Origin of the sequence: Thalassobaculum sp. OXR-137 (assembly GCF_034377285.1) — a bacterium.
GTDB lineage: Bacteria > Pseudomonadota > Alphaproteobacteria > Thalassobaculales > Thalassobaculaceae > Thalassobaculum.
Genome location: NZ_CP139715.1, coordinates 2,666,600 through 2,687,961 on the forward strand (window position 1 = coordinate 2,666,600; position 21,362 = coordinate 2,687,961).

The 21,362-nt window shown below is 68.3% G+C and carries 16 protein-coding genes; 8 read left to right on the forward strand and 8 right to left on the reverse strand.

What is annotated here, in order from left to right; genetic code table 11:
• Positions 1-2 precede the first annotated feature (2 nt).
• The 3 genes from T8K17_RS12575 to sugE all read left to right on the forward strand — a co-directional run bounded on the left by T8K17_RS12575 (position 3) and on the right by sugE (position 2,802).
• Positions 3-1,238: a CCA tRNA nucleotidyltransferase gene (locus tag T8K17_RS12575; RefSeq protein ID WP_322334851.1), complete on the forward strand. Its 1,236-nt coding sequence runs from the start codon at positions 3-5 to the stop codon at positions 1,236-1,238.
• Positions 1,239-1,242: 4 nt separating this feature from the next.
• Positions 1,243-2,004: a fumarylacetoacetate hydrolase family protein gene (locus T8K17_RS12580; RefSeq protein WP_322334852.1), complete on the forward strand. Its 762-nt coding sequence runs from the start codon at positions 1,243-1,245 to the stop codon at positions 2,002-2,004.
• Positions 2,005-2,481: 477 nt separating this feature from the next.
• Positions 2,482-2,802 carry a quaternary ammonium compound efflux SMR transporter SugE gene (sugE, locus tag T8K17_RS12585; RefSeq protein WP_322334853.1) on the forward strand — a complete coding sequence of 107 codons (321 nt, stop codon included), beginning with the start codon at positions 2,482-2,484 and terminating at the stop codon, positions 2,800-2,802.
• Between the two features lie 15 nt (positions 2,803-2,817).
• Here sugE and T8K17_RS12590 read toward each other — a convergent pair whose 3' ends face one another.
• From T8K17_RS12590 to T8K17_RS12600, 3 genes are all read right to left on the reverse strand, one after another.
• Positions 2,818-3,864 (reverse strand): alcohol dehydrogenase family protein, encoded by a 1,047-nt coding sequence (locus tag T8K17_RS12590; RefSeq protein ID WP_322334854.1) that lies wholly within the window; start codon positions 3,862-3,864, stop codon positions 2,818-2,820.
• Between the two features lie 76 nt (positions 3,865-3,940).
• Positions 3,941-4,399: a GNAT family N-acetyltransferase gene (locus tag T8K17_RS12595; protein WP_322334855.1), complete on the reverse strand. Its 459-nt coding sequence runs from the start codon at positions 4,397-4,399 to the stop codon at positions 3,941-3,943.
• A 39-nt stretch (positions 4,400-4,438) separates the two neighbouring features.
• A complete protein-coding gene (locus T8K17_RS12600; RefSeq protein ID WP_322334856.1) occupies positions 4,439-6,910 on the reverse strand; it encodes a ligase-associated DNA damage response DEXH box helicase in 2,472 nt (823 codons plus the stop codon).
• A gap of 324 nt (positions 6,911-7,234) precedes the next feature.
• On the opposite strand from T8K17_RS12600, the gene T8K17_RS12605 reads away from it, so the two are divergent.
• Positions 7,235-8,896, forward strand: a complete 1,662-nt coding sequence (locus T8K17_RS12605) for a hypothetical protein (RefSeq protein ID WP_322334857.1) — start codon at positions 7,235-7,237, stop codon at positions 8,894-8,896.
• Positions 8,897-9,087: 191 nt separating this feature from the next.
• Positions 9,088-9,555 (forward strand): thioredoxin-dependent thiol peroxidase, encoded by a 468-nt coding sequence (gene bcp, locus T8K17_RS12610; RefSeq protein WP_322334858.1) that lies wholly within the window; start codon positions 9,088-9,090, stop codon positions 9,553-9,555.
• A gap of 210 nt (positions 9,556-9,765) precedes the next feature.
• Here bcp and T8K17_RS12615 read toward each other — a convergent pair whose 3' ends face one another.
• Together T8K17_RS12615 and T8K17_RS12620 are read right to left on the reverse strand one after the other, a co-directional pair.
• A complete protein-coding gene (locus T8K17_RS12615) occupies positions 9,766-10,470 on the reverse strand; it encodes an alpha/beta fold hydrolase (RefSeq protein WP_322334859.1) in 705 nt (234 codons plus the stop codon).
• Positions 10,467-11,378, reverse strand: coding sequence for a dihydrodipicolinate synthase family protein (locus tag T8K17_RS12620; protein ID WP_322334860.1), 912 nt, complete (start codon positions 11,376-11,378; stop codon positions 10,467-10,469). Before T8K17_RS12620 ends, T8K17_RS12615 begins: the two co-directional genes overlap by 4 nt.
• A gap of 163 nt (positions 11,379-11,541) precedes the next feature.
• On the opposite strand from T8K17_RS12620, the gene T8K17_RS12625 reads away from it, so the two are divergent.
• Positions 11,542-11,928 (forward strand): DUF427 domain-containing protein, encoded by a 387-nt coding sequence (locus tag T8K17_RS12625; RefSeq protein ID WP_322334861.1) that lies wholly within the window; start codon positions 11,542-11,544, stop codon positions 11,926-11,928.
• A 169-nt stretch (positions 11,929-12,097) separates the two neighbouring features.
• Here the strand turns inward: T8K17_RS12625 and T8K17_RS12630 are convergent, their stop codons facing one another.
• Entirely contained in the window at positions 12,098-13,162 is a 1,065-nt protein-coding gene (locus tag T8K17_RS12630) for a TauD/TfdA family dioxygenase (protein ID WP_322334862.1), read from the reverse strand.
• Between the two features lie 216 nt (positions 13,163-13,378).
• On the opposite strand from T8K17_RS12630, the gene T8K17_RS12635 reads away from it, so the two are divergent.
• Positions 13,379-13,585 (forward strand): hypothetical protein, encoded by a 207-nt coding sequence (locus T8K17_RS12635; RefSeq protein WP_322334863.1) that lies wholly within the window; start codon positions 13,379-13,381, stop codon positions 13,583-13,585.
• A 3-nt stretch (positions 13,586-13,588) separates the two neighbouring features.
• Here T8K17_RS12635 and T8K17_RS12640 read toward each other — a convergent pair whose 3' ends face one another.
• Complete coding sequence (locus T8K17_RS12640; protein WP_322334864.1) at positions 13,589-16,543, reverse strand: bifunctional [glutamine synthetase] adenylyltransferase/[glutamine synthetase]-adenylyl-L-tyrosine phosphorylase; 2,955 nt, start codon at positions 16,541-16,543, stop codon at positions 13,589-13,591.
• 135 nt (positions 16,544-16,678) lie between these two features.
• On the opposite strand from T8K17_RS12640, the gene T8K17_RS12645 reads away from it, so the two are divergent.
• Entirely contained in the window at positions 16,679-19,825 is a 3,147-nt protein-coding gene (locus tag T8K17_RS12645) for an AsmA-like C-terminal domain-containing protein (protein WP_322334865.1), read from the forward strand.
• Between the two features lie 46 nt (positions 19,826-19,871).
• Here T8K17_RS12645 and tyrS read toward each other — a convergent pair whose 3' ends face one another.
• The gene (gene tyrS, locus T8K17_RS12650; RefSeq protein WP_322334866.1) at positions 19,872-21,125 is read right to left on the reverse strand and encodes a tyrosine--tRNA ligase; all 1,254 of its coding nucleotides are present in this window, start codon (positions 21,123-21,125) and stop codon (positions 19,872-19,874) included.
• Positions 21,126-21,362: the final 237 nt, after the last annotated feature.

Consider the following 21,362-nt stretch of genomic DNA (forward strand, 5'->3'; position numbering starts at 1 on the left):
CCATGAAACCGGCCGAGACCATCGCCGTCGCCGAGTGGATGCGTCATCCGGCGGCCACCGCCGTGCTGTCCGTGCTCGCGGCCGGGGGGCATCGCGGGCGCTTCGTCGGCGGGGCGGTGCGCAACCACGTGCTGGGGCTGCCGGTCACCGATTTCGACATCGCCACCGACGCGCTGCCCCAGCGCACCCTCGACCTCTGTGCCGACGCCGGCCTGAAGGGGATCCCCACGGGCATCGAGCACGGCACGGTCACCGTGGTGGTCGAGCGCGAGCCGGTGGAGGTCACCACGCTGCGCCGGGACGTGGAGACCGACGGCCGTCGGGCGGTGGTCGCTTTTACCGACGACTGGGCGCAGGACGCGGCCCGACGCGACTTCACCCTGAACGCCCTCTATCTGGACAGCGACGGCACGCTGTACGACCCGACCGGCTGCGGCATCGCCGACGCCCGGGCGCGGCGGATCCGCTTCGTCGGCGAGCCGGAGACCCGGATCCGCGAAGACGTGCTGCGGATCCTGCGCTTCTTCCGCTTCCATGCCGCCTATGGCCGCGACGGGCTGGATGCCGACGGTCTCGCCGCCTGCACGGCCCTGGCGCCGCGCATGGCGCGGCTGTCGGGCGAGCGGATCTGGAAGGAACTGTCCCGCCTGCTGATCGCCCCCGGGGCCTGCGACGTGCTCGTCACCATGGCCGAGGCGGGGGTGGCCCGACACCTGTGGGACGGGCCGGTCGATGCCGGCCGGGCGGTGGCGCTGATCGGGCTGGAGGGACGCCTTGGGCTTACGCCGGACCCGCTGCGCCGGCTGGCGGCCCTGGTGGCCGGACCGGAGGCCGCCGAACCGGTGGCGGACCGCCTGAAATTGTCGAATGCGGAAGGTCGGCGGCTCACCGCCGCCCTGTCCACGCCGGGCGATGCGCCGTCGGATGCGCCGGGGCGCCGGTCGGCGGTCTATCGCCTGGGGACCGAGGCCTTCACCGATGCCCGATTGCTGCGCGCGGCCGAAACCGGCGAGGATGTGGCCGAGGATCTTACTGCGGATCTCGACACGGCCCGGACCTGGACCCGACCCGTCTTCCCGCTGGGGGGCGGCGACGTGACCGGTCTCGGCATTCCGCCCGGGCCGCGTGTCGGGGAGTTGCTGCGCCGGGTGGAGGCGTGGTGGATCGCCGGGGACTTCGCCGCCGATGCGGAGGCCTGCCGGTCTGAATTGCGCCGTCTGGCGTCACAGGGAGGATAACAGAATGACCAGTCCGTTCGCCGCCGCGATGATCGACGCCCGCAAGGCCCGGGCGCGCACCGCGCTGCCCGACGCCCTGCCGGCCGACCGTGCCGCCGCCTTCGCCGCTCAGGTGGAGACGCTGGACGGGCTCGGCCTCGGCGTGGCCGGGTTCAAGGTCGGCGCCGACGGCCGTACCGGCGAGCCGTCTGCGGCGCCGCTGGCCACCGGCACCGTGTTCCGCGACCACACGCGGATCGTGCCGACTGCCGCACTGCCGCTCTGGCTGGAGGCGGAGGTGGCCATGGTCGTCGGGCGGGACCTGGCCTGCCGGGACGGGCTGACCGAGGCGGAGGTGCTGGACGCGATGGAGGGACTGGCCGCCGCCATCGAGATCGTCGAGACGCGGCTCGCCGACTGGCCGGACGTCCCCAAGCTCGCCGCCATGGCGGATTTCCAGGCGAATGGCGGCACGGTGGTTTCCGCCGTCGGCCGCGCGGCGACCGGGGCGAAGGTCGAGGACCTGACGGTGATCTTCGAGATGGGCTCGGTGCATATGGAGGTGCCGGGCACGAAGTATCCGGGGCAGGACATGAACCGTCTGCCGACCTGGCTGGCGAACAACATGGCCGGCTGGGGGCCCGAGATGGCGGCGCGCGGCCTGAAGAAGGGCGACGTGATCATCACCGGGTCCTGGGTCGGCGTGATCCCGGTGCAGCCGGGCGAGACGGCGACCGTCACCGTGCCCGGTGTCGGCTCCGTGAGCGTGGAGGTGGCGGCGGGGTAGGCGAAAGCTCTCTCCGCACCCCCGGCCTCGTGCCGGGCGTGCTCGTCCGTTGGCGCGATGGCATAGGGGAACGCGCGAGCCCCAGCGTGGACCCCGGCCCGAAGCCGGGAATTGTGGATGAGGTAGCGTGCGAGCGAAGAACAGGAGTCGCCGCAAGCTTCCACCCCCTCAGGGTTACTTCCCCAATCCAAATAAAGCTCACTCCCCGGCCTTGTGCCGGGGCGATCCCGTCCGCAGGCGTGGTGCTTCTCGGGTTCGCGCGATCCTGTGCCTCGCCCCGGCCCGAGGCCGGGGAGTGGCGATAGGAAATGAGGAGAGGGGAGAGCTTCCGACGGCGCGCCCTTCGCCACGCTCCCCGCCGCCAATCCTCTTGAACGCCGCGTCGAGGGCGGTATATCCGGTTCCGCGAGGCCACGTCCTCCCCCGCCAAGGGTAGAAGTCCGGGACGGCCCGGCAGTCCACCGAAAGGAGGCTGCCATGCCGTGGATCGTTCTCACCGTCGCCGGCCTGTTCGAAATCGTCTGGGCCTACTCCATGAAGCAGTCGGTCGGGTTCACCCGGCTCGGCCCGTCCATCGTTACCCTGGCCGCCATGCTGGCGAGCTTCGGCCTGCTGGCCTGGGCGATGCGGTCGCTGCCGCTGGGCACCGCCTATATGGTGTGGACGGGCATCGGCGCGGTCGGGGCCTTCATCGTCGGCATCGTGTTCCTCGGCGAGGCGGTCAGCCCGCTGCGTCTGGTCGCGGCACTTCTGATCGTCTCGGGTCTCGTGCTGATGAAGCTGTCGAGCCCCAGCTAGAACGGCGTCGCCTCTTCAGGCGACCGTCAGCACGATCTTGCCGATATAGCCCTTGTCGCTGAACGCCTGCTGCGCCGCCCGGATCTCCGCCAGCGGATAGGTCTCGGCCACCAGGGGGCGGACCTCGCCGCGCTCGATCCGGCCGACCAGGTTGCCGAACACCTCGGGTTCCAGCGCGGTGCAGCCGAAGAAGCTCAGATCCTTCAGATACAGCGTGCGCACGTCGAGTTCGACCAGCGGCCCGGCGACCGCCCCGGAGACCGCATAGCGCCCGCCCGGCCGCAGCACCTCGAGCAGGGTCGGCCATGTCGGGCCGGCCACCAGGTCGATCACCGCATCGACGCCGCCGCGGCCGAGCTCCGCCACGAAGTCGTCTTCTCGGCCCAGGGTCCGGTCCGCGCCGAGTTCCCTGAGAGCGTCCGCCTTGCCGGCGCTGGTGACCGCCACGACACGGGCCCCCCGCGCCCGGGCAAGCTGCACGGCGGCCGACCCCACCCCGCCCGAGGCGCCGGTGACCAGCACGGTGTCGCCGCCGGTCACACCGGCACGGGTCAGCATGTTCTCGGCCGTGGAATAGGAGCAGGGGAAGGACGCCAGCTCGCTATCGCTCAGGGCGCTGCGGACCGAGGAAGCATGGCGCGCCGCGACGCAGGTATATTGCGCGAACCCGCCGGGGCAGTCGGAGCCGAGAAACTTCGGCGTGTCCAGGGTACGGCCGCCGGCCTCCCGCAGGCAGGGTTCGATCAGGACGCGCTCGCCGATCCGCGCCGGGTCGACGCCCTCGCCGACCGCGGCGATCCGCCCGCACACATCGATCCCCTGGATCAACGGAAAATCGATGGCCGATCCGCTCCAGCCCGCATCCTCTTCAGGCGACCCACTCTTGGAGTACCAGCCGACCCGGGTGTTGATGTCGGTGTTGTTGACCCCGGCGGCGGCGACCTCGACGACCACCTCGCCGCGCGCCGGTCGGGGCACGGGCAAGTCGTCGCGCCATTGCAGCATTTCCGGACCGCCATGCCCGGTGAGGACGACGCCGAACATTCGGTCGGGCAGGGTCATCTGGATCGCCTGAATAACGGATCGGTCTCGGTCAAAGGTAGGGTGCCGCCCGGCCGGGTCAATTTCCGGCGCCCCCTCAGTCGGCGGGGCGGGTCAGCTCCATGCGGTGGAAGAACGGCCGGCAGCCGACCGAGGCCCAGAACGCCTGGCCGCCTGGATTGCTCTCCAGCACGTCCAGGGTCACCCGGCCGCCGGGTGCCACGCGGGTCTCCATGAACAGATCGAACGCATCGCGCCCCAACCCCTGGCGGCGGTAGGCGCGGTCGATGAAGAATTGGCGGACGAAGCGCTCCGGGATCGCCGGGTCCAGCGGGTAGGGATTGAGGGCGTGGACGATATAGCCGACCACGTGTCCCTCGATCTCCAGGATGTCCTGGTGCCACTCCTTGGTGCTCAGCCACACCCGATGGCGCTCGATCAGCTCGGGAATGGCGATATCCGTCGGGTGGCCTTCATCGTCGAGAAGCTGGCGGTTCAGGACCGCGAGGGTCCGTATGTCGTCTTCGCGGGCCGGCCGCAGCATCAGAACGGACACTCCACGCTCCCCATCGTCCAGGTTCCCCGCCGTCGCGGACTAGAGCTGCAGGCTGGCCTGCATGTCGCCGCCGATCGCCTCCTCGATGAGGCTTTCGGCGAAGTCGTCCATCAGCGCTTCGATCGCGCCTCCGGCGACCTGTTCCTTACCGACCTCCAGCAGGATCGGCACCGCCAGCGGCGACACCCGGTCGAGCCGGCGGTGGACGATCCGGCCCTGCACGCTGACCAGCAGGTCGGACAGCCGGCGGATGTCGGTCAGCCCCCGCGCCGCATCCTCCCGGGTCGCCTGCAGCAGGATGTGATCGGGTTGATGCTTGCGCAGAACATCGTAGATCAGGTCGGCGTTGAAGGTCACCTGACGGCCGGTCTTCTCATGGCCCGGCAGCTTGCGCTCGATCAGCCCGGCGATGACGGCGACGTTGCGGAAGGTGCGCTTGAGCAGGGAGGATTCCGCCATCCATTCCTCCAGGTCGTCGCCCAGCATGTCCTGATCGAACAGGGTGTCCACGTCCGCGCAAGCCTTCACCGACCACACCGCGATGACGTAGTCGGTGGCGACGAATCCGAGCGGTCCCAGCCCCATGCGCTCCATCCGCCGGGTCAGCAGCATGCCCAGGGTCTGGTGGGCGTTGCGCCCGGCGAAGGTATAGGCGACCAGGTATTCCCGGTCGGCCCGCGGGAAGGTCTCCACCAGCAGGCTGTCGGCCTTGGGCAGGACCGAGCGCCAGCGCTGCAGCTCCAGCCATTCCTCCACCGGTCCCGGCAGGGTGGGCCAGGACGCGCTGTCCTCCAGCATGCCCCGCACCCGGTGGGCGAGCTGGGTGGTCAGCGGCAGCTTGCCGCCCATATAGGCCGGCACGGCGGGCTCGCCCTCGCCGCCGGGGGTGCAGTCGACGAAATTCTCGCGCATGCCCTGGAAGGTCAGCAGCCGGCCGGCGAACAGGAAGGTGTCGCCCGGGCGGAGCCACTGGACGAAATACTCCTCGATCTCGCCCAGGATGCGGCCGCGCCCCATCCGCACCTTCACGGTCACCGCCTCGACGATGGTGCCGACATTCATGCGGTAGGATTGGGCCACCCGCTTGTCCGCCACCTCCAGCCTTCCGTCGGCATTGGGGCGGATGCGCTGGAACCGGTCGTAGACCTTCAGCGCATAGCCGCCGGTGCGCACGAACTCCACCACCGCGTCGAAGGTCTCGCGGTCGAGCTCGGCATAGGGCGAGGCGGTGATCACCTCGGCATAAAGCTCTGACGGATCGAACGGAGCGGCGCAGGCGGTGCCGAGCACGTGCTGGGCCAGCACGTCGAGCCCGCCGGGGCGCGGCGGATCGCCGTCCAGCTCGCCCGCCCGCATGGCGTCGAGCGCGGCCTTGCATTCCAGCACCTCGAACCGGTTGGCGGGGACCAGCAGGGCGCGGGACGGGGTGTCCAGCCGGTGGTTGGCCCGGCCGATGCGCTGCAGCAGCCGCGAGGTGCCCTTCGGCGCGCCCACCTGCAGCACCAGGTCGACGGCGGCCCAGTCGATGCCGAGATCGAGGGAGGAGGTGGCGACCACGGCGCGCAGCCCCCCCTTGGCCATCACCGCCTCCACCTTGCGCCGCTGCTCTGCCGCCAGCGAGCCGTGGTGCAGGGCGATGGGCAGGTGGTCCTCGTTGGCATGCCACAGGGCCTGGAAGATCAGCTCAGCCTGGGCGCGGGTGTTCACGAAGACCAGAGTGGTTCGGTGCGCCTGGATCGCGGCGTAGATCCGGTCGATGGCGTAGAGCCCCATATGCCCGGCCCAGGGCAGGCGGTCTTCGTCCTTTTCGCCCCCAGGGAGCAGGATCTTCACCTCCGCCTGCGCCGCCTCGCCACCGCGCACGACGGTGACGTCTTCGGCCGGTGCCTGGCCGGTCTTCGACAGATAGGCCTCCAAGGCGGCCGGATGGGCGACGGTGGCCGACAGCCCGACCCGCCGGGCCTCGGGCGCCAGGGTGCCGAGCCGGGCCAGCGCCAGGGCCAGCAGCTCACCCCGCTTGGTGCCGGCCAGCGCGTGCAGCTCGTCCACCACCACGCAGCGCAGCCCGGCGAAGATCTCGCCCGCATCCGGATAGGACAGCAGCAGGGCGAGGCTTTCCGGCGTGGTCAGCAGGATATGCGGCGGCTTGCGGCGTTGGCGCTGGCGTTTGGAGGCGGGGGTGTCGCCGGTGCGGGTCTCCGCGGTGACGGCGAGGCCAATCTCCTCGATCGGGGCGGTGAGGTTGCGGTGGATATCGACCGCCAGCGCCTTCAGCGGCGAGATGTACAGCGTGTGCAGCCCCGCCTTCGGGTCTTCGGCCAGTTCGACCAGCGAGGCGAGAAACCCGGCCAGCGTCTTGCCCCCGCCGGTCGGCGCGATCAGCAACGCCGACCGCCCGGCCCGGGCGGCGGCGAGCATCTCAAGCTGGTGCGGATGGGCGGCCCATCCCTTGGCCGCGAACCACGCCTGAAAGGCGGGCGGCAGGGCGGGCAGGGGCGGGGTGTGGTTCATGGCGGGAGTATGTGGGGCGGGGTGGCGAGGGGGCAATTGGCGGGGACGTCGGACACGATAAGAGCCCAGACGTAGCTTCTCGCCTCCGTCGCCATCCTAAACTTGATTCGCAATCCACACCGGGGTGCTCCGATCCAACCTCAACAGGAATCATAGCAGGGCGCGACCGGAATTGTGGCTCCGCACACATCGGCACGCCGCGAGTGATGCTATGCCTGCATATCGTCTAAGTTGCGCCGGGTAGGTGAGGGGGAGGGTGTGGCGCGTCTTCGTACTCGCAGGAGTTTGGAGAATTGGCTGAAGAAACAGCCAAGGGAGGTTGCCGTGATCATCGCGGCACGCGCCGCCCTGCGTGTCTTGCCGCTCGCGATTTCACACACCGACTTAGACCGTGAGGCGCCAGGAGCCGACATGCTCCTGCCCTGTTTCCGAGCTGCGGCTATCGCCTGGGCTGCGGGAACATGGCCAGCCCGGGCGACAGGACTTAGATCCGTCGCCGCCGCTGTCAGATTCTTCGATGCCGTTGCTGACGCGTCCGCGTCCGCCGCCGCCTCCGCCGCTTCTGGCTCCGCTTGCTCCGCGGCGACCAGATCTCCCACTGACGCAAATTCTCTTGCTGCCGATGCCGCGGACGCCGCCGCTTACGCCGCAAATGCCGCTGGCTACACCGCCAGAACCGTCGCATACGCTGCCAACGCCGCCGCTACGTTCCGGCAGATAAATCACGACGTGGATTTTATAAGGCGCGGAGGCGGTGCTCATGGCCTAGGCCTGGAGCCTCTCTGGCAAGAAACTTTCCCGCACGAGATTCATGAGCGCTGGGAACAGTTCCTAGACGTGCTGCCTAGCAGCAGGCACCAGCATTGGAACGTTTGGATCGATTGGTACCATGATCGAGGGCTTGGCAGCGGCAGTGGCCGCGCGGTCATCGAAGAGCTGGAAATCGCCCGTATCCTGATCCCCGACGAGGATTGGAAGAAAGGTCCAGAGCACGTCAATGCACTGATCCAGAGGTTGGAGGATCAGTACCGACAGGCCGAAGACGACGAGGAAGGCGACATCGCTGAAGCGATGTTCGACCTCGGGGACGAGATCGACGATGCCGATCCAGAAGAGGCCCTTGAAGTTGCTGAAGTACCCGCGCAACGACCCGCCGTTGTAGAGGTAGAGGTAGGCAGGGACCGACGGATTCACCGCAAATTACCTTCGCCGCCGGAAGCCGATGATGCTGATGCGGAAGCTGATTTAAGGGATGCCTACGAGGCGCATCGGGCGATCCTGAACGCGCTTACCCGGAGTGACCCCGGACGGAATTGGCCGGATCTGAAACTGGCGCTGGCGGACTACGCCGACGCTTTGGGAGCTTCCTTTGACGTGATGAACGTTATCGCAACGGGGGTCCATGGCGAACGTCTTGGTCAATTTGTCCTGCGTGCCGATATCGAACTGATGGAAGGTGCAGCCGCCGACCTGACGTCTCTGTTCACCGCACATGCTGTCTTCATCCGCCAATTTCCCAGATGGCGGCGCTATCTCGATCGCAATCGTCCACCGCCGGACCCGGAGGTCGTGCAGGCTGCAGTCGAGACAGCAGGATCGCTCAAAGATTTTCCGGGACTCTTTGGTGATGACGTCGTCGAAGCGGCGGAACGGCAGGCAATGCCGATAAGGGACATCGTCGCGAACAGTGAAGACCGGTTGCCGCCAATCGTCGAGAGTAGCTTGGTCGACAGCATCCTCAACGTGACCTTCGGAGCATCCGCACCTACTGCAGAGTTCTTGAAGGATGCGACAAGTGAAGGTCGGGAGGCCGCACTGGATCTCACATATGTGGCGACGTTTCTCGGATTGGCCTCGGTGAGTAATCTCGTTCTGAAGTTGCCGATGGAATTGACTTTCGTGCCGGCATTGCTTGCCCTCATCGCCAAACGACAAAGTAGGAAACCAAAGGTTCGTGCCGAAGAGAAATCGAACGAGGAGGGATAGAGCCGCGCTTACGCCTGGGTCCCGGATCGATCCTTGCTGGATCGTCCGGGAAGTCGTGTGTGGGAAGGGGCGGCTGAATGTGCTCCGGTTCTGTTGCGCCGCAGCGCGCGTAGTCACCCCGTCGCCAATTGACACGATGCCCCCACCGACCGACATCTGTGGCCGCACATAACCCGTAGGAGACCCCGATCATGAGCCTCGATGTCGGCGACAAGGCCCCGGACTTCACAATGCCCACCGATGGCGGCGGCGAGGTGTCGCTGGCCAAGCTGAAGGGCAAGCCGGTGGTGCTGTATTTCTATCCGCGCGACGACACGCCGGGCTGCACGACCGAGGCCTGCGGCTTCCGCGACGCGCTGCCGGATTTCTCCGGTGCCGGCGGGGTCGAGATCATCGGCGTCAGCCGCGACACGGTGGCCAAGCACGACAAGTTCAAGGCCAAGTACGACCTGCCCTTCACCCTGGGCGCCGACGAGACCGGCGCGGTGACCGAGGCCTATGGGGTCTGGGTCGAAAAGAACATGTACGGCAAGAAATCCATGGGTATCGAGCGCGCCACCTTCCTGATCGACGGCGACGGCGTGATCCGCGGCGTCTGGCGCAAGGTCAAGGTGAAGGGCCATGTGGACGAGGTGCTGGCGGCGGCGAAGCAGCTGTAGCCACCCATCTCCCCACATCCGTCATCCCGAAACAAGTTCGGGATGACGGTGTTATTTTAACGAACGTCATCCCAGCGAGGTCCGGGCTCGACCCGGAGCTCGGCCGGGACCCAGACCTGCCGGTGTCGCTAGGTCCCGGCCCGCCCCCGGACCGGGTCCGGGGCCGTCCGGGATGACGGGGAGGGGTGTGCGGGGCGCTCCACCCTCACGTTACGCGTATTTGACCAGGATCTCGGTCAGTTCTTCCGGCGCGTCGACCATCACGTCGTGGCCGCAATCGACCGCGTAGGTGTCGTAGTCGTCGTCGCGGAACTTCTCCAGGGTGGCGTCGAACTGCGGCGCCGGGTAGCCGGCGGCGCGGATGTAGACGCGGGTCTTGATCGCGTCGATCGCGCCGGACAGGTAGAGCGGCTCGGTGAAGCAGGCCAGCGGCAGGTCGGTGCACTTGCTGTCGACCCAGGCCTGGTCGGCCTCGTTCACCATGAAGGTCGCCGCCGTGGTCGGCGGGATGCGCCAGCCGTTGCCCTTGGCCTTGGCGGCGGCATAGGCGGCCTCCACCTGCTCCGGGCGGCGCACGTCCATCGCCGACTGGCCGTGGGCCGGAACCAGGGCGTCGAGATAGATCAGCGACTTCACCCGGCCGACGGCGCGGTCGGCGGCGCCGGTGATGACCACGCCGCCATAGGAATGGCCGACCAGCACCACGTCGCTCAGCTCCTCCCATTCCAGCAGGCCGACCACGTCCTTGATGTGGGTCATCAGGCTGATCGTCGGGCTCATCAGGTGGGAGCGGTCGGCGAGGCCGGTCAGGGTCGGGGTGAACACGGTGTGTCCTGCCGCGCGGAGCTGCTCGGCCACGCGGACCCAGCACCAGCCGCCATGCCATGCGCCGTGAACGAGAACGTAGGTGGTCATTGTCCAAGCCTCCCGAGGTCGCGGGACCAGTGATCCAGAATGGCCATCCCCACCGTGTGCGGGGCCAGGGCCGGGCCGCGATCATGCACCTCGGAGAGCCCGATGCGCCGCGCGGCCAGGCGCTTTCCGTAGCACAGCAGATGGTCGATCGTATGCATCAGGAAATGCAGCAGCGGCAGAATCTGGCGGAACGCCCGGTCGGCCTCGGCGGCGCGGCCGGCCATGTGCAGGTCGTAGATCCGGCTCTCCACGTCGCAGGCCTCCACGCCGGGGATCAGGCCGGCGCAGCCGTGGCGCAGGCTGTCCAGCATCTCGATCCCGTCGCGGCCGTTGAACAGTGTGAAGCCGCCGCCGGACTCCTCCGCCAGCCGGCCGATATAGAGGCCGGTGCCCTCGGCCTTCAGGATGGAGACGGTGGGATGACGCCGGTTCAACGCGATCAGCCCGGCATTGGACAGGCCGATGCCGATATACTCCGGCGCGTTCTGGATGCCGATGGGGATCGGGGAGGCGTCGGCCACCGCCCCGAAGAAGCGGATCAGTTCCTCCTCGCTGGCCGATTTCACCGGCGGCGGCTGCAGCACCGCCCAGGCCGCCCCGGCATCGGCGGCGCGCTTCACGCTGTCGATCTGGCCGCCGACCGTGTTGTCGGAGATCGTGATGCTGACCGGCACCCGGCCGGCCGCCGCCTCCAGGGTCCAGCGGGCGTGGTCGCGCCGCTCCTCCACGGTCAGCTTGTTGCATTCGCTGGCGAGACCGCCGACCGCGAGGCCGTGGACGCCGCCGGCGATGCAGGCCTCCACCTGGGCGTCGTTGGCGCCCCGGTCGAGCGCGCCATCGGTGGCGAACAGGGCGTAGAGCATGGGATAGATGCCGCGGAACGGGCCCTGCGGCTGCGGGTCGGCCATGGGAGCGTCCTCCTGAAACCGTGCGGGGCGGCGCTCTTCGGTTTCCCGGGCGCCTTGTCGGAAAGGATGCACGGCTGTGTGAGCGGCTGGCAATGGGCGCTCTTGGCTCTTGCGGGAACGACCGCGCCGTCCAACCTTGCTGGGATCAGCCGAGGAGGACCCCATGCCGGATACCGGAACCAACCCCGCCCCGGGTTTCGCCAAGAAGCCCGAGCACCGGGTCCACCTGACCCCGGCGGCCAAGCGCGTCGTGGTGAACCTGGGCGGCGAGACGGTCGCCGACAGCCTCGCCGCCATCCTGTGCGAGGAGACCGGCCACGACCCGGTCTACTACGTGCCGATGGTGGATACGCGCGCCGACGCCTTCACCCCGACGGCGCGGTCGAGCTACTGCCCGTACAAGGGCAAGGCGAGCTACTGGTCGATCGCCGCAGGCGGGACCAAGGCGGAGAACGCGGCCTGGTCTTACGATTTGCCCTACGACGAATGCGCGGCGCTGGCGAAGCACGTGGCGTTCTATGGCGACAAGGTCGAGGTGCGGGAGGTGTGAGGGAGCTCTTCTCCTCCCATTCCACTCCCGCACTTTCCGGCCTTGTGCCGGGACCCACGCCGACGAGTGCACGAGCGCGCTGCGTAAAGTCCTTAGACCTTAAGGCGCTCCCCTGCGTAGGCCCCGGCACAAGGCCGGGGAGTCGGGGAAAAGGGGGAGGGGCAGGGGGCTACCCCGCCGCCTGCCCGACACCTCCGCGCAAAGCGCCCGGCCGGGTCGAGCCCCATAGCACTTCGTACCCCTCCGGCAGGGCCCGGCTGTTGGCCACGCTGAGCCACAGCCGCAGCAGGCAGCGTACCTGGCCGGATGTCCGGTCGTCCGCATAGGCAGTGCGGCCGTGATAGACCACGTGGTTGTTCAGCAGCTGGATGTCGCCCGGCGCGAAGGCCGAATGCAGGCAGCTCTCCTCCGCCACCTCGGCGAGCATGTCGAGCGCCTCGTTCTGGGCGGCGGTCAGCCGCGGCACCGACGGGGTCTCCTGGGCCTGCTCCACATAGGTGCGGGAATATTGGCTGGTGATCTTGCCGTCGCGCACGCCGAAGACCGGCAGGGCGAAGACCTTGTCCGTCGTCTCGCCGTCCTCGTCGGCCGGGCGGGAACGCCAATAGTCCTGCATCAGCAGGGCATGCAGGTCCGGGCGGCGCGCCAGGATCGTGTTGTGGATGTGCGGGATGCTGGCCAGCTTGCTGACCCCGCCGTCGATGCCGTTGGCGACGCAGAACAGGGTGATCACGTCGCACCGGTCGGTGTGGAAGCGCAGCGGCCCCGTGGAGCGGGCACGGGCACGGGAGGCCAGCACTTTGTCGGAGCCGCAGCGGTGCTCGGCAAGCTGCTGGGTGACGCGCCCGTCCTCGTGGGATTCGTCGCGCACCTCACCCAGAATCTCGCCGAAAGCCGTCTGGTTTAGCGGCGTGCCCAGATGCTGGCCGATGCCCCAGAAGATCAGCCGCAGTTCGTCGGCCTCGTAGCGCTCCACCGGAAAGCCGGTGATCCGCACCGCACCGCGCCCATCCTCCAACTCGTCGAGCACGTCGGCGAAGAACTCCGTCAGCCCCGGCAGCGGGAAGTCGGCGGCCGTGACCTCGGTCAGCGGCTTGCCGCTGGCCTTGGCGCGGGCGAGCGCGGCGTCGATGGCGGGAAAGGCGTCCTGCGGCCACGTGCGCAGCCAGTCGCCGGCAGCCTCGAGGTCGGCGCCGGTCCAGACGCAGCGACCCTGGATCGGTTCAGCCTGCATGATGTCCTCCTTTGATCGTCGGGAAACTCTAGGCCCATCGATCGCAGAGGTCATCGGGTGATCTTGGCGCTCAACCCGCCGAAACAGCCTTAGCAGATCTTCACTAAATCGGCAGACCTTTTCTTAATGGTCATAACGGATACTGCCGGCCACATCAGCCAGTATGCACCGATCGGCCGCGCGAGACGGGTCGGGCGCCGAAACCGTGGAGCCACCGTGTCCGACCTTCAGATTGCCGTCGCCTTCATCATCGTAACTCTGGCCGTCGCCGCGGCCGGGCTGTTCTCCTGGGGCATCTCCGGCATGTTCTCCGGCGGCTCGACCAAGGACGGGGCGGGTGGGGCGGCCGGCGCCGACGAGGATTACGCGACGAAGCTGACCCGCAAGAATCTGGACGCCAAGCGGACGCACACGGACGCCTGACCCTCAGCGCGCGCCCACCACGTAGCGGTCGTAGGTCCGCATCACCACCGCGCTCATCTTCTCGATCACCCGTTCCAGCGTGTTGAAGTCGATCGCTCGGCTGGTCTTCGCCAGGCGGCCCTTCAGCGCTTCCGGTGCCGTTTCCGGGTCGAACTCGTTGCCCACCGTCAGGCGCAGCAGGCCCTGGATGTTGCGCCAGATATGCACCGAGTTGGACAGGAAGGCGGCCTCGTCCTCCGGCAGGATTCCGGCGGCGCCGAGTTTCAGAAAGGCGTTGGCGGTGTTGCCGTCGAGCACGTCGGGATGCTCGTGGCCATGGCGAAGCTGCAGGAACTGGGCGATGAACTCCAGGTCCAGCAGACCGCCGCGCCAGTGCTTCACCGTCCACGGGCTGTCGGCCTTGTGCTCCTTGGCGGTTCGCTCGCGCATGTCGGCGACTTCGCCGGCCAGCGTCTTGGCGTCGCGTTCCTGGGTCAGGATCCCCCGGATGCTCTCCTCGATCCGCGCTTTGAAGCCGGCCGGCGCCGCGACGACCCGGGCGCGGGTCAGCGCCATGCGCTCCCAGGTCCAGGCATCCTCGTCATGGTACTTCTGGAAGGCTTCCATGCTGATGGCGACCGGACCCTTGTTGCCGGTCGGCCGCAGCCGCATGTCGACCTCGTAGAGCGCGCCCTCCGCTGTCTTGGCGCTCAGTGCCGAGATCAGCCGCTGGCCCAGCCGGATCATATAGGCCGACGTGTACAGCGGCTTGTCGCCGTCGGATTCCAGGTCCAGCGGCGCGTCGTACAGGAACACCAGGTCCAGGTCCGAGCCGTAGCTCAGTTCCCGGCCCCCGTATTTGCCGAGCGCGATGACGGCCAGCGCCGGCTGCTCGACATCCGGCAGGCGCCCGTGGCGGCGGGCGAAGTCGCGCTCGACCCAGGGCAGCAGGGCGTTGATGGTGGCGTCGGCCACGTCGGAATAGGTCGTGCCTGCCCGGTCGGCGTCCAGGTGCGAGCGGATGATCTGCACGCCGATCTGGAACCGCCGGTCGCCGGTCCAGCGCCGGGTCACGTCGAGCGCCAGCTCGTAATCGTCGGTCGCGTCCAGATGGCGTTCCAGCTCCTGGGTCAGCGTCTCCGCATCCGGCAGCGGCTGCATCACGTCATGGGTCAGGATGCCCTCGAACAGGGCCGGCTCGCGCCCGAGCTGGCCGGCGAGCGATGGCGCCATGCCGAGGATCTCGGCGACGACCTGGATCAGATTCGGATTGGCGTGGAACAGGCTGAAGATCTGCACGCCGGAGGGCAGGGCGTCGAGGAACCGGTCGAGCCGGCGGAACGCCTGGTCCGGCTGCGGCATCCGGCCGACCGCTTCCAGCAGGGCCGGGGTGATTTCGGTCAGGATCTGGCGGGCGCGCTCGCTGCGGGTGGCGCGGGTGCGGCCCCGGTGCCAGTTGCGCACCGTCTCGGCGACGGCGGACGGGTCGGTGAAGCCGAGCTGTTTCAGGGTCTTCAGGGTGTCGGGATCGTCCTCGCTCCCGGTGAAGACGAGGCTGCCCGCCTCGCGGGTCGGAACGGACAAGGCCGGGGCCTCCTCGAACAGGCGGCCGTAATGGTAGGCCACGGTGTGGAGATGGTGGGCGAGGTCGCCGCGGAAGCCCTTGGGGTCCTCGTAGCCCAGGAAGGCGGCGAACCGGTCGAGGGCGGCCGGGTCCTGCGGCAGTTCCTGGGTCTGCTTGTCCTCGATCATCTGCAGCCGGTGCTCGACCTTGCGCAGGAAGCGGTAGGACAGCTTCAGGTCGCTGGCGACCTCCTCGCGGACCCGGCCGGCCTCGACCAGGGCCTTCAGCGCGTCCTCGGTGCCGCGGACCCGCAGACGGGCGTCGCGACCGCCCCAGATGAGCTGCTGGGTCTGGGCGAAGAACTCGATCTCGCGGATGCCGCCGCGGCCGAGCTTCACGTTCTGGCCTTCGGCCTTCACCACCGCCGCCTTGCGGTGCACGGCGATCTGTCGCTTGATCGAGTGCACGTCCTGGATCGCCGCGAAATCCAGATGACGGCGCCAGATGAACGGGGTCATGGCCGAAGCGAACGCCGCCGCCGACGGCCCGTCCGAGGCCACCGCCCGCGCCTTGATCATGGCGGCGCGTTCCCAGTTCTGGCCCATGCTCTCGTAATAGGTCTCCGCCGCCGTCAGCGAGATCGCCGGCGGGGTCGATGACGGGTCGGGGCGCAGGCGCAGGTCGGTGCGGAAGACGTAGCCGTCGGCGGTGCGCTCCTCCATCAGTTTGACCATGGTCTGGGTCGCCTGGACGAAGGCGTGGCGCAGCTCCCAGTGGTCGGCGTAGACCGGCAGGGTGTCGTCGAACAGGACGATCAGGTCGATGTCGCTGGAGTAGTTCAGTTCCCGGGCGCCGAGCTTGCCCATGGCGAGGCAGACCAGCCCGGAGCCGTCGATCAGGTCGCCTTCCGGGTCGAGCGGGAGCTTCTTGCGCCGGATCGCCTCCGACAGGGCGTGACGCCAGGAGACGGCGAGCGTGCGCTCGGCGATCTCCGAGATCGCGCCGGTCACCTCGATCAGGTTCCACAGCCCGGCGATGTCGGCGAGCGCGATGGTCAGGGCCGCGCGCCGCTTGGCGATCCGCAGCGACTTCATCGTCTGGGCGGTGTCGCCGCGCGGATCGACGGCCTCCAGATCGGTCCAGATCCGCTGCATGGCGGCATCGACGCCGTCGGCGAAGATCGCGCCGGTGAAGGCGAGTTCCCGCACGATCTCCCGGGTCAGATAGGGCGAGTGGGCGGCGATCCCCTCGATCAGCGACCGGCAGCTGGCATCGTCCAGCATTCCCGCCGCGCGGTCCGCCTCGGTGCTGTCGGTCAGGTCGGCGAGACGTTCCCGGCAGCGTTCCAGGCCGACTGCAGCGGCGTCGGAATCGAGGGCGATCGGAACGATCCGGGGAACAAGGGAATACGACACGCCGAACTCTGGTCATACCATGGAAAGATTGTGAGAGTGCGGAGATCAGACGCCTGCGGTCAAGTCACCCGGTCGTACACTTTCGGCGATCATGTTAGGAAAACCATTGGTTCAAGCGATCCGGACGATCCGCTGGTGATAAGACGTACGACGGTTCTTTTTCTTGAGGTTCTTATCGCCCTCGTGGTCGTGGCGGTCATCGGTATCGGTGCGGTCGCCTGGCGTCTGTCCGAGGGCCCGATCGAGATCGACTGGGCCCGTCCGCATCTCTCCGCCGCGCTGAGCGACCCGGATTCCGGGCTGACCACCCAGATCGGCAGCGCCAGCCTGCAGATGAGCGCCTGGGACCGGGCGTTCGACGTGGTCGCCGAGAATGTCGTCGTGCTCGGTCGCGAGGGCGCGGTGCGGGCCCGGATCGGTGCGATTTCCGTCGCCCTGAGCCCGGAGGCCCTGCTCGCCGGGCGGCTCGCGCCCAGGCGTATCGACGTGCTCAACCCGGTGGTGACCGTTGTAAAGGGAGCGGACGGCAACTGGACCCTGACCCCGAACGACCCGGAAACGGGCGAGGAGCGGGCGCCGCTGGATCTGGGCGAGGTGCTCCGCGCCCTGGTCGACGACCGGTCGAGCAGCGGCACATTGCGGTATCTGCGGGCGGCGGAACTCCGGGGTGCGCGGGTGCGGCTGGTCGACGACGCCCGGGCCCGCACCCAGGTGCTGACCAACGTCTCCGGCGGCATCGAACTGGTCTCCACCGGCATGAGCTTTCGGTTGAGCGGGCGGGCCGAATGGCCCGATGCCGACCCGACGCCGATCTCCGTCGCCGGCGAATATCGGCCCGAGACCAACCATATCAACGCCGAGATGCGGTTCGAGGGTCTGCAGCCGGCTGCGGTGGCGGCGATCGAGCCGAAGCTCGGCCGACTGGCCGCGCTCGACCTGCCGCTGTCCGGCGTCGTCGAAGTCGATGGCGCCATCGACGGCAGCGGGCTGACCGGGGCCGGTAAGCTCACCCTGGGCGGCGGCACCGTGCTGGTTCCCGAGATCAATCCCGAGCCGCTGACGGTCGCCGGCGGCAACCTGAGCGTCACCGTCGCGCCGGACGCGGAGTGGATGGCGCTGAACGGCTCGCTGGATATCGAAGGCGCGCTGCTGGCGCTCAAGGCCCGCGCGAGCCGGGACCGGGCCGGCTACGCGGTCATCGTGGATGCCGCGGTCTCGAACTTCGCAGTCGACTCCATCAAGGACTTCTGGCCCCCGGAGGTGTCCGACGGGGCGCGGGAATGGGTGACCGAGAACCTGGTCAGCGGGCAGGTCACCAGCGCCACGCTTCGGGCGGAAGGCTGGGTCGACGGCACCGACCCGAGCATCCACGAGCTCGACACGCTGACCGGCACCATCGACTTCCAGGGGGTGGAGACCCACTACTTTCGCCCGCTGCCGCCGGTCCTGAACACCCACGGCTCCGCCACCTTCGACGCGAAGAGCATGGCCATCACCGTGCAGGGCGGCCATCTCGGCAACCTGACGGTCGAGACGTCCGATATTTCCCTGGTGAACCTCGACCAGGACACCGGCGAGACCGCCTATGTGGAGGTCGTCGTGCGGGGTCCGGCGCGCGAGGCGCTTGAGCTGATCGACCGCGAACCGCTGGGTTATCCGACGGAAATCGGCCTGAACGCCAAGAAGACCGCCGGTACCTTCGGCGCCCGGCTCAAGCTGGAGATCCCGCTGATCCGCACGCTGGACGTGGAGGATATCGGCATCGCCGTGTCGGCTAAGCTGAAGAAGGCGGTGATCCCCGACGTGCTGCGCGGCAAGCCGCTGACCGACGGCGATCTGGCCCTCGACCTGACCGCCGCCGGCATGTCCCTGGCCGGCACGGCGAAGATCGGCGGGGTGCCGGCCCGGATCACCCATGAGGAGCGGTTCCAGTCCAACGGTCCGTTCCGGTCCCGCTCGAAGCTCTCGGCGACGGCCGACGTGTCGAAATTCAACGAGTTCGGCCTCGACCTCAGCCCCTATGCCGCCGGACCCGTGGCGCTGGAAGCTTCGGTCACCACGGACGTTGAAGGGAACCTGACCGCCACGATCGACGGCGACCTGCAGGCGACCTCGCTGACGGTGCCGGAGATCGCCTGGGACAAGCCGGCCGACACCACCGGCATCATGCGCCTGGAGGTTACCCGCAGCGACGAGGACGTCCTGGCGATACCGGGCTTCGAGATCCGCGCCGGGACCCTCTACGCCGCCGGCGCGGTCGACTTTCCGGTGGATGGCGGGACCATCGCCTCGTTCTCCACCTTCCGGCTGGGCCGCACGGAGGCCGCCGGCCGGGTCGAGAGCGAAGCCGACGGCAGCCTGCGGATCGCCATGGAGGGACCGGTCATCGATCTGGTGCCGATCCTGGATGGCAACGATGAAGGCGGGTCGGATTCGCCTACGGCTGACGTACAGAGGGTGGAAGCCCGGTTCGTCGCCCGCGAGCTGCACCTGCTCGAGGATATCAGCCTGGCCAACGGCACCCTGGCGGTGCGCCAGATCGGCTCGCGGATCGAGGACCTCAGCGTCACCGGCAGTCTGAACGGCGATCCCATGCGCCTGATGGTCCAGCCGGCCCACGGCCGCCGTCTGGTGACGGTCGCCACCAACAATGCCGGCAGCTTCCTTCGCGCCTTCGGCATCGCCGACTCCCTGAAGGGCGGCCGGTTGCGGGTGGACGGCGAACTGATCGGCGACGGGCTCGACGACACCATGGACCTGGCGGTGCGGATCGACGACTTCCACATCGTCGACGCGCCGGTCTTCGCGCAGCTTCTGTCGGTCGCGTCCTTCACCGGCCTGTTCGACACCCTGTCGGGCGACGGCATCCGGTTTGCCCGGGCGACCGCGCATATCGGCCTGGCGCGCGACACCATCCGCATCGATAACGGCGTGGCCTATGGGCCGGGGCTGGGCCTGAAGATCAACGGCACGCTGGGAAGAAAATCGGAAACCATAGACGTGGAGGGGCTGATCGCGCCGGCCTATTCCCTGTCGCGGCTGATCGACGTGGTGCCGGTGATCGGCGAGTTGCTGACCGGCGGCGAGGGGGAGGGGCTGCTGGCCACGTCCTTCGCCGTGTCCGGTAGCCTCGACAAGCCGACGATCACGGTCAATCCGCTGACCGCTCTGGCGCCAGGCTTCCTGCGCGACATCCTGGACTCCGCGGAACACCCCTCGGACGGGCCGGCGACCTGGACGCCGCCGCCCGGCAGCGAGCAGGACGAGAGCCGGACCCGCTAGAGCAAATCGCGATCAGATGAGGTCATCCGATCGCGTGGATATCCGGTCAGACCGCCCGCAGCAGGGCGTGGCGCTTCTTGCCGGCGGAGAGCTTGATCACCCCGTCGCCGCTGATCGCATCGGCGCCGATCGTGGCCGCCTCGTCGGAGACCGCGGTGTCGTTCACCCGCGCGCCGCCGCCACGGATCAGCCGTCGGGCCTCGCCCTTGGAGGCGGCCAGCCCGGCCTGGACCAGAGCGTCGATCATGGGAAGGCCGGCCTCGATCTCTGCGCGGGCCAGTTCCACCGTCGGCAGGCCCTCGCTGGCCGCACCCGCCTCGAAGGTCTGCTGCGCCGTCTGCGCTGCCGTCTCGGCCGCCTCGGCGCCGTGGCAGAGCTTGGTAATCTCGGTGGCCAGGATCTTCTTGGCCTCGTTGATCTCCGCCCCGCCCAGGGCCTCCAGCCGGGCGATCTCGTCCAGCGGCAGCTCGGTGAACAGCTTCAGGAAGCGGCCGACATCGCCGTCCTCGGTGTTGCGCCAGTACTGCCAGAAGTCATAGACGCTCAGGCGGTCGGCGTTCAGCCATATCGCGCCCTGGGCGGTTTTGCCCATCTTGGCGCCGGACGCCGTGGTGATCAGCGGCGAGGTCAGGCCGTAGATCGTCTGCTGGTCGACCCGGCGGGTGAGCTCCACGCCGTTGACGATGTTGCCCCACTGGTCGGAGCCGCCCATCTGCAGCACGCAGCCGTAGCGCCGGCGCAGCTCCAGGAAGTCGTAGGCCTGCAGGATCATGTAGTTGAACTCGAGGAAGCTCAGCGACTGCTCGCGCTCCAGGCGCAGCTTGACCGAGTCGAAGCTGAGCATCCGGTTGACGGAGAAATGGGCGCCGTAGTCGCGCAGGAACTTGATGTACTCGAGCTTGTCGAGCCAGTCGGCGTTGTCGACCATCACCGCGTCGTGTGGGCCGTCGCCGAAGCTCAGGTACTTGTCGAAGATGGTCTGGATGCCGGCCTTGTTGCGGGCGATGTCCTCTTCGCTCAGGAGCTTGCGCGCCTCGTCCTTGAACGAGGGATCGCCGACCTTCGAGGTGCCGCCGCCCATCAGCACGATCGGCTTGTGGCCGGTCTTCTGCAGCCAGCGCAGCATCATGATCTGCAGCAGCGAGCCCACGTGCAGGCTGTCGGCGGTGCAGTCGAAGCCGATATAGGCGGTGACCATGCCCTCGGTCAGATCGCGGTCCAGCGCTTCCAGATCGGTGCACTGGTGGAAGAAGCCGCGCCCCATGAGCGCGTTGAGGAAATCCGACTTGGGCGTGGACATGGCTGGATCCGCCGGTTGCTTGCGTTGCGGGCGAGGCGATGTAGCACAGCCAGGGGGAGGGATGAAGGGTGTGGGGATGGGGCCGGCCCTTCGACACGCTCCTTTCGGAGCTGCTCAGGGCGAGGTCAAGGAACAAAACCGTCCGGGACGACGGATCTTTTTATTCGACCTCGCCCTGAGCAGCGCCCCGACGGGGCGCGTGTCGAAGGGCCGGGTGACAAGCGCGCCCGACTCACT

Coding starts and splice junctions, on each gene's coding strand:
- T8K17_RS12620 (WP_322334860.1), bottom strand. CDS start 11,378: ATGGCCGACCCGCAGCCGCAGGGCCCGTTCCGCGGCATCTATCCCATG.
- T8K17_RS12625 (WP_322334861.1), top strand. CDS start 11,542: ATGCCGGATACCGGAACCAACCCCGCCCCGGGTTTCGCCAAGAAGCCC.
- sugE (WP_322334853.1), top strand. CDS start 2,482: ATGCCGTGGATCGTTCTCACCGTCGCCGGCCTGTTCGAAATCGTCTGG.
- T8K17_RS12590 (WP_322334854.1), bottom strand. CDS start 3,864: ATGACCCTGCCCGACCGAATGTTCGGCGTCGTCCTCACCGGGCATGGC.
- bcp (WP_322334858.1), top strand. CDS start 9,088: ATGAGCCTCGATGTCGGCGACAAGGCCCCGGACTTCACAATGCCCACC.
- T8K17_RS12615 (WP_322334859.1), bottom strand. CDS start 10,470: ATGACCACCTACGTTCTCGTTCACGGCGCATGGCATGGCGGCTGGTGC.
- T8K17_RS12575 (WP_322334851.1), top strand. CDS start 3: ATGAAACCGGCCGAGACCATCGCCGTCGCCGAGTGGATGCGTCATCCG.
- T8K17_RS12580 (WP_322334852.1), top strand. CDS start 1,243: ATGACCAGTCCGTTCGCCGCCGCGATGATCGACGCCCGCAAGGCCCGG.
- T8K17_RS12600 (WP_322334856.1), bottom strand. CDS start 6,910: ATGAACCACACCCCGCCCCTGCCCGCCCTGCCGCCCGCCTTTCAGGCG.
- T8K17_RS12630 (WP_322334862.1), bottom strand. CDS start 13,162: ATGCAGGCTGAACCGATCCAGGGTCGCTGCGTCTGGACCGGCGCCGAC.
- tyrS (WP_322334866.1), bottom strand. CDS start 21,125: ATGTCCACGCCCAAGTCGGATTTCCTCAACGCGCTCATGGGGCGCGGC.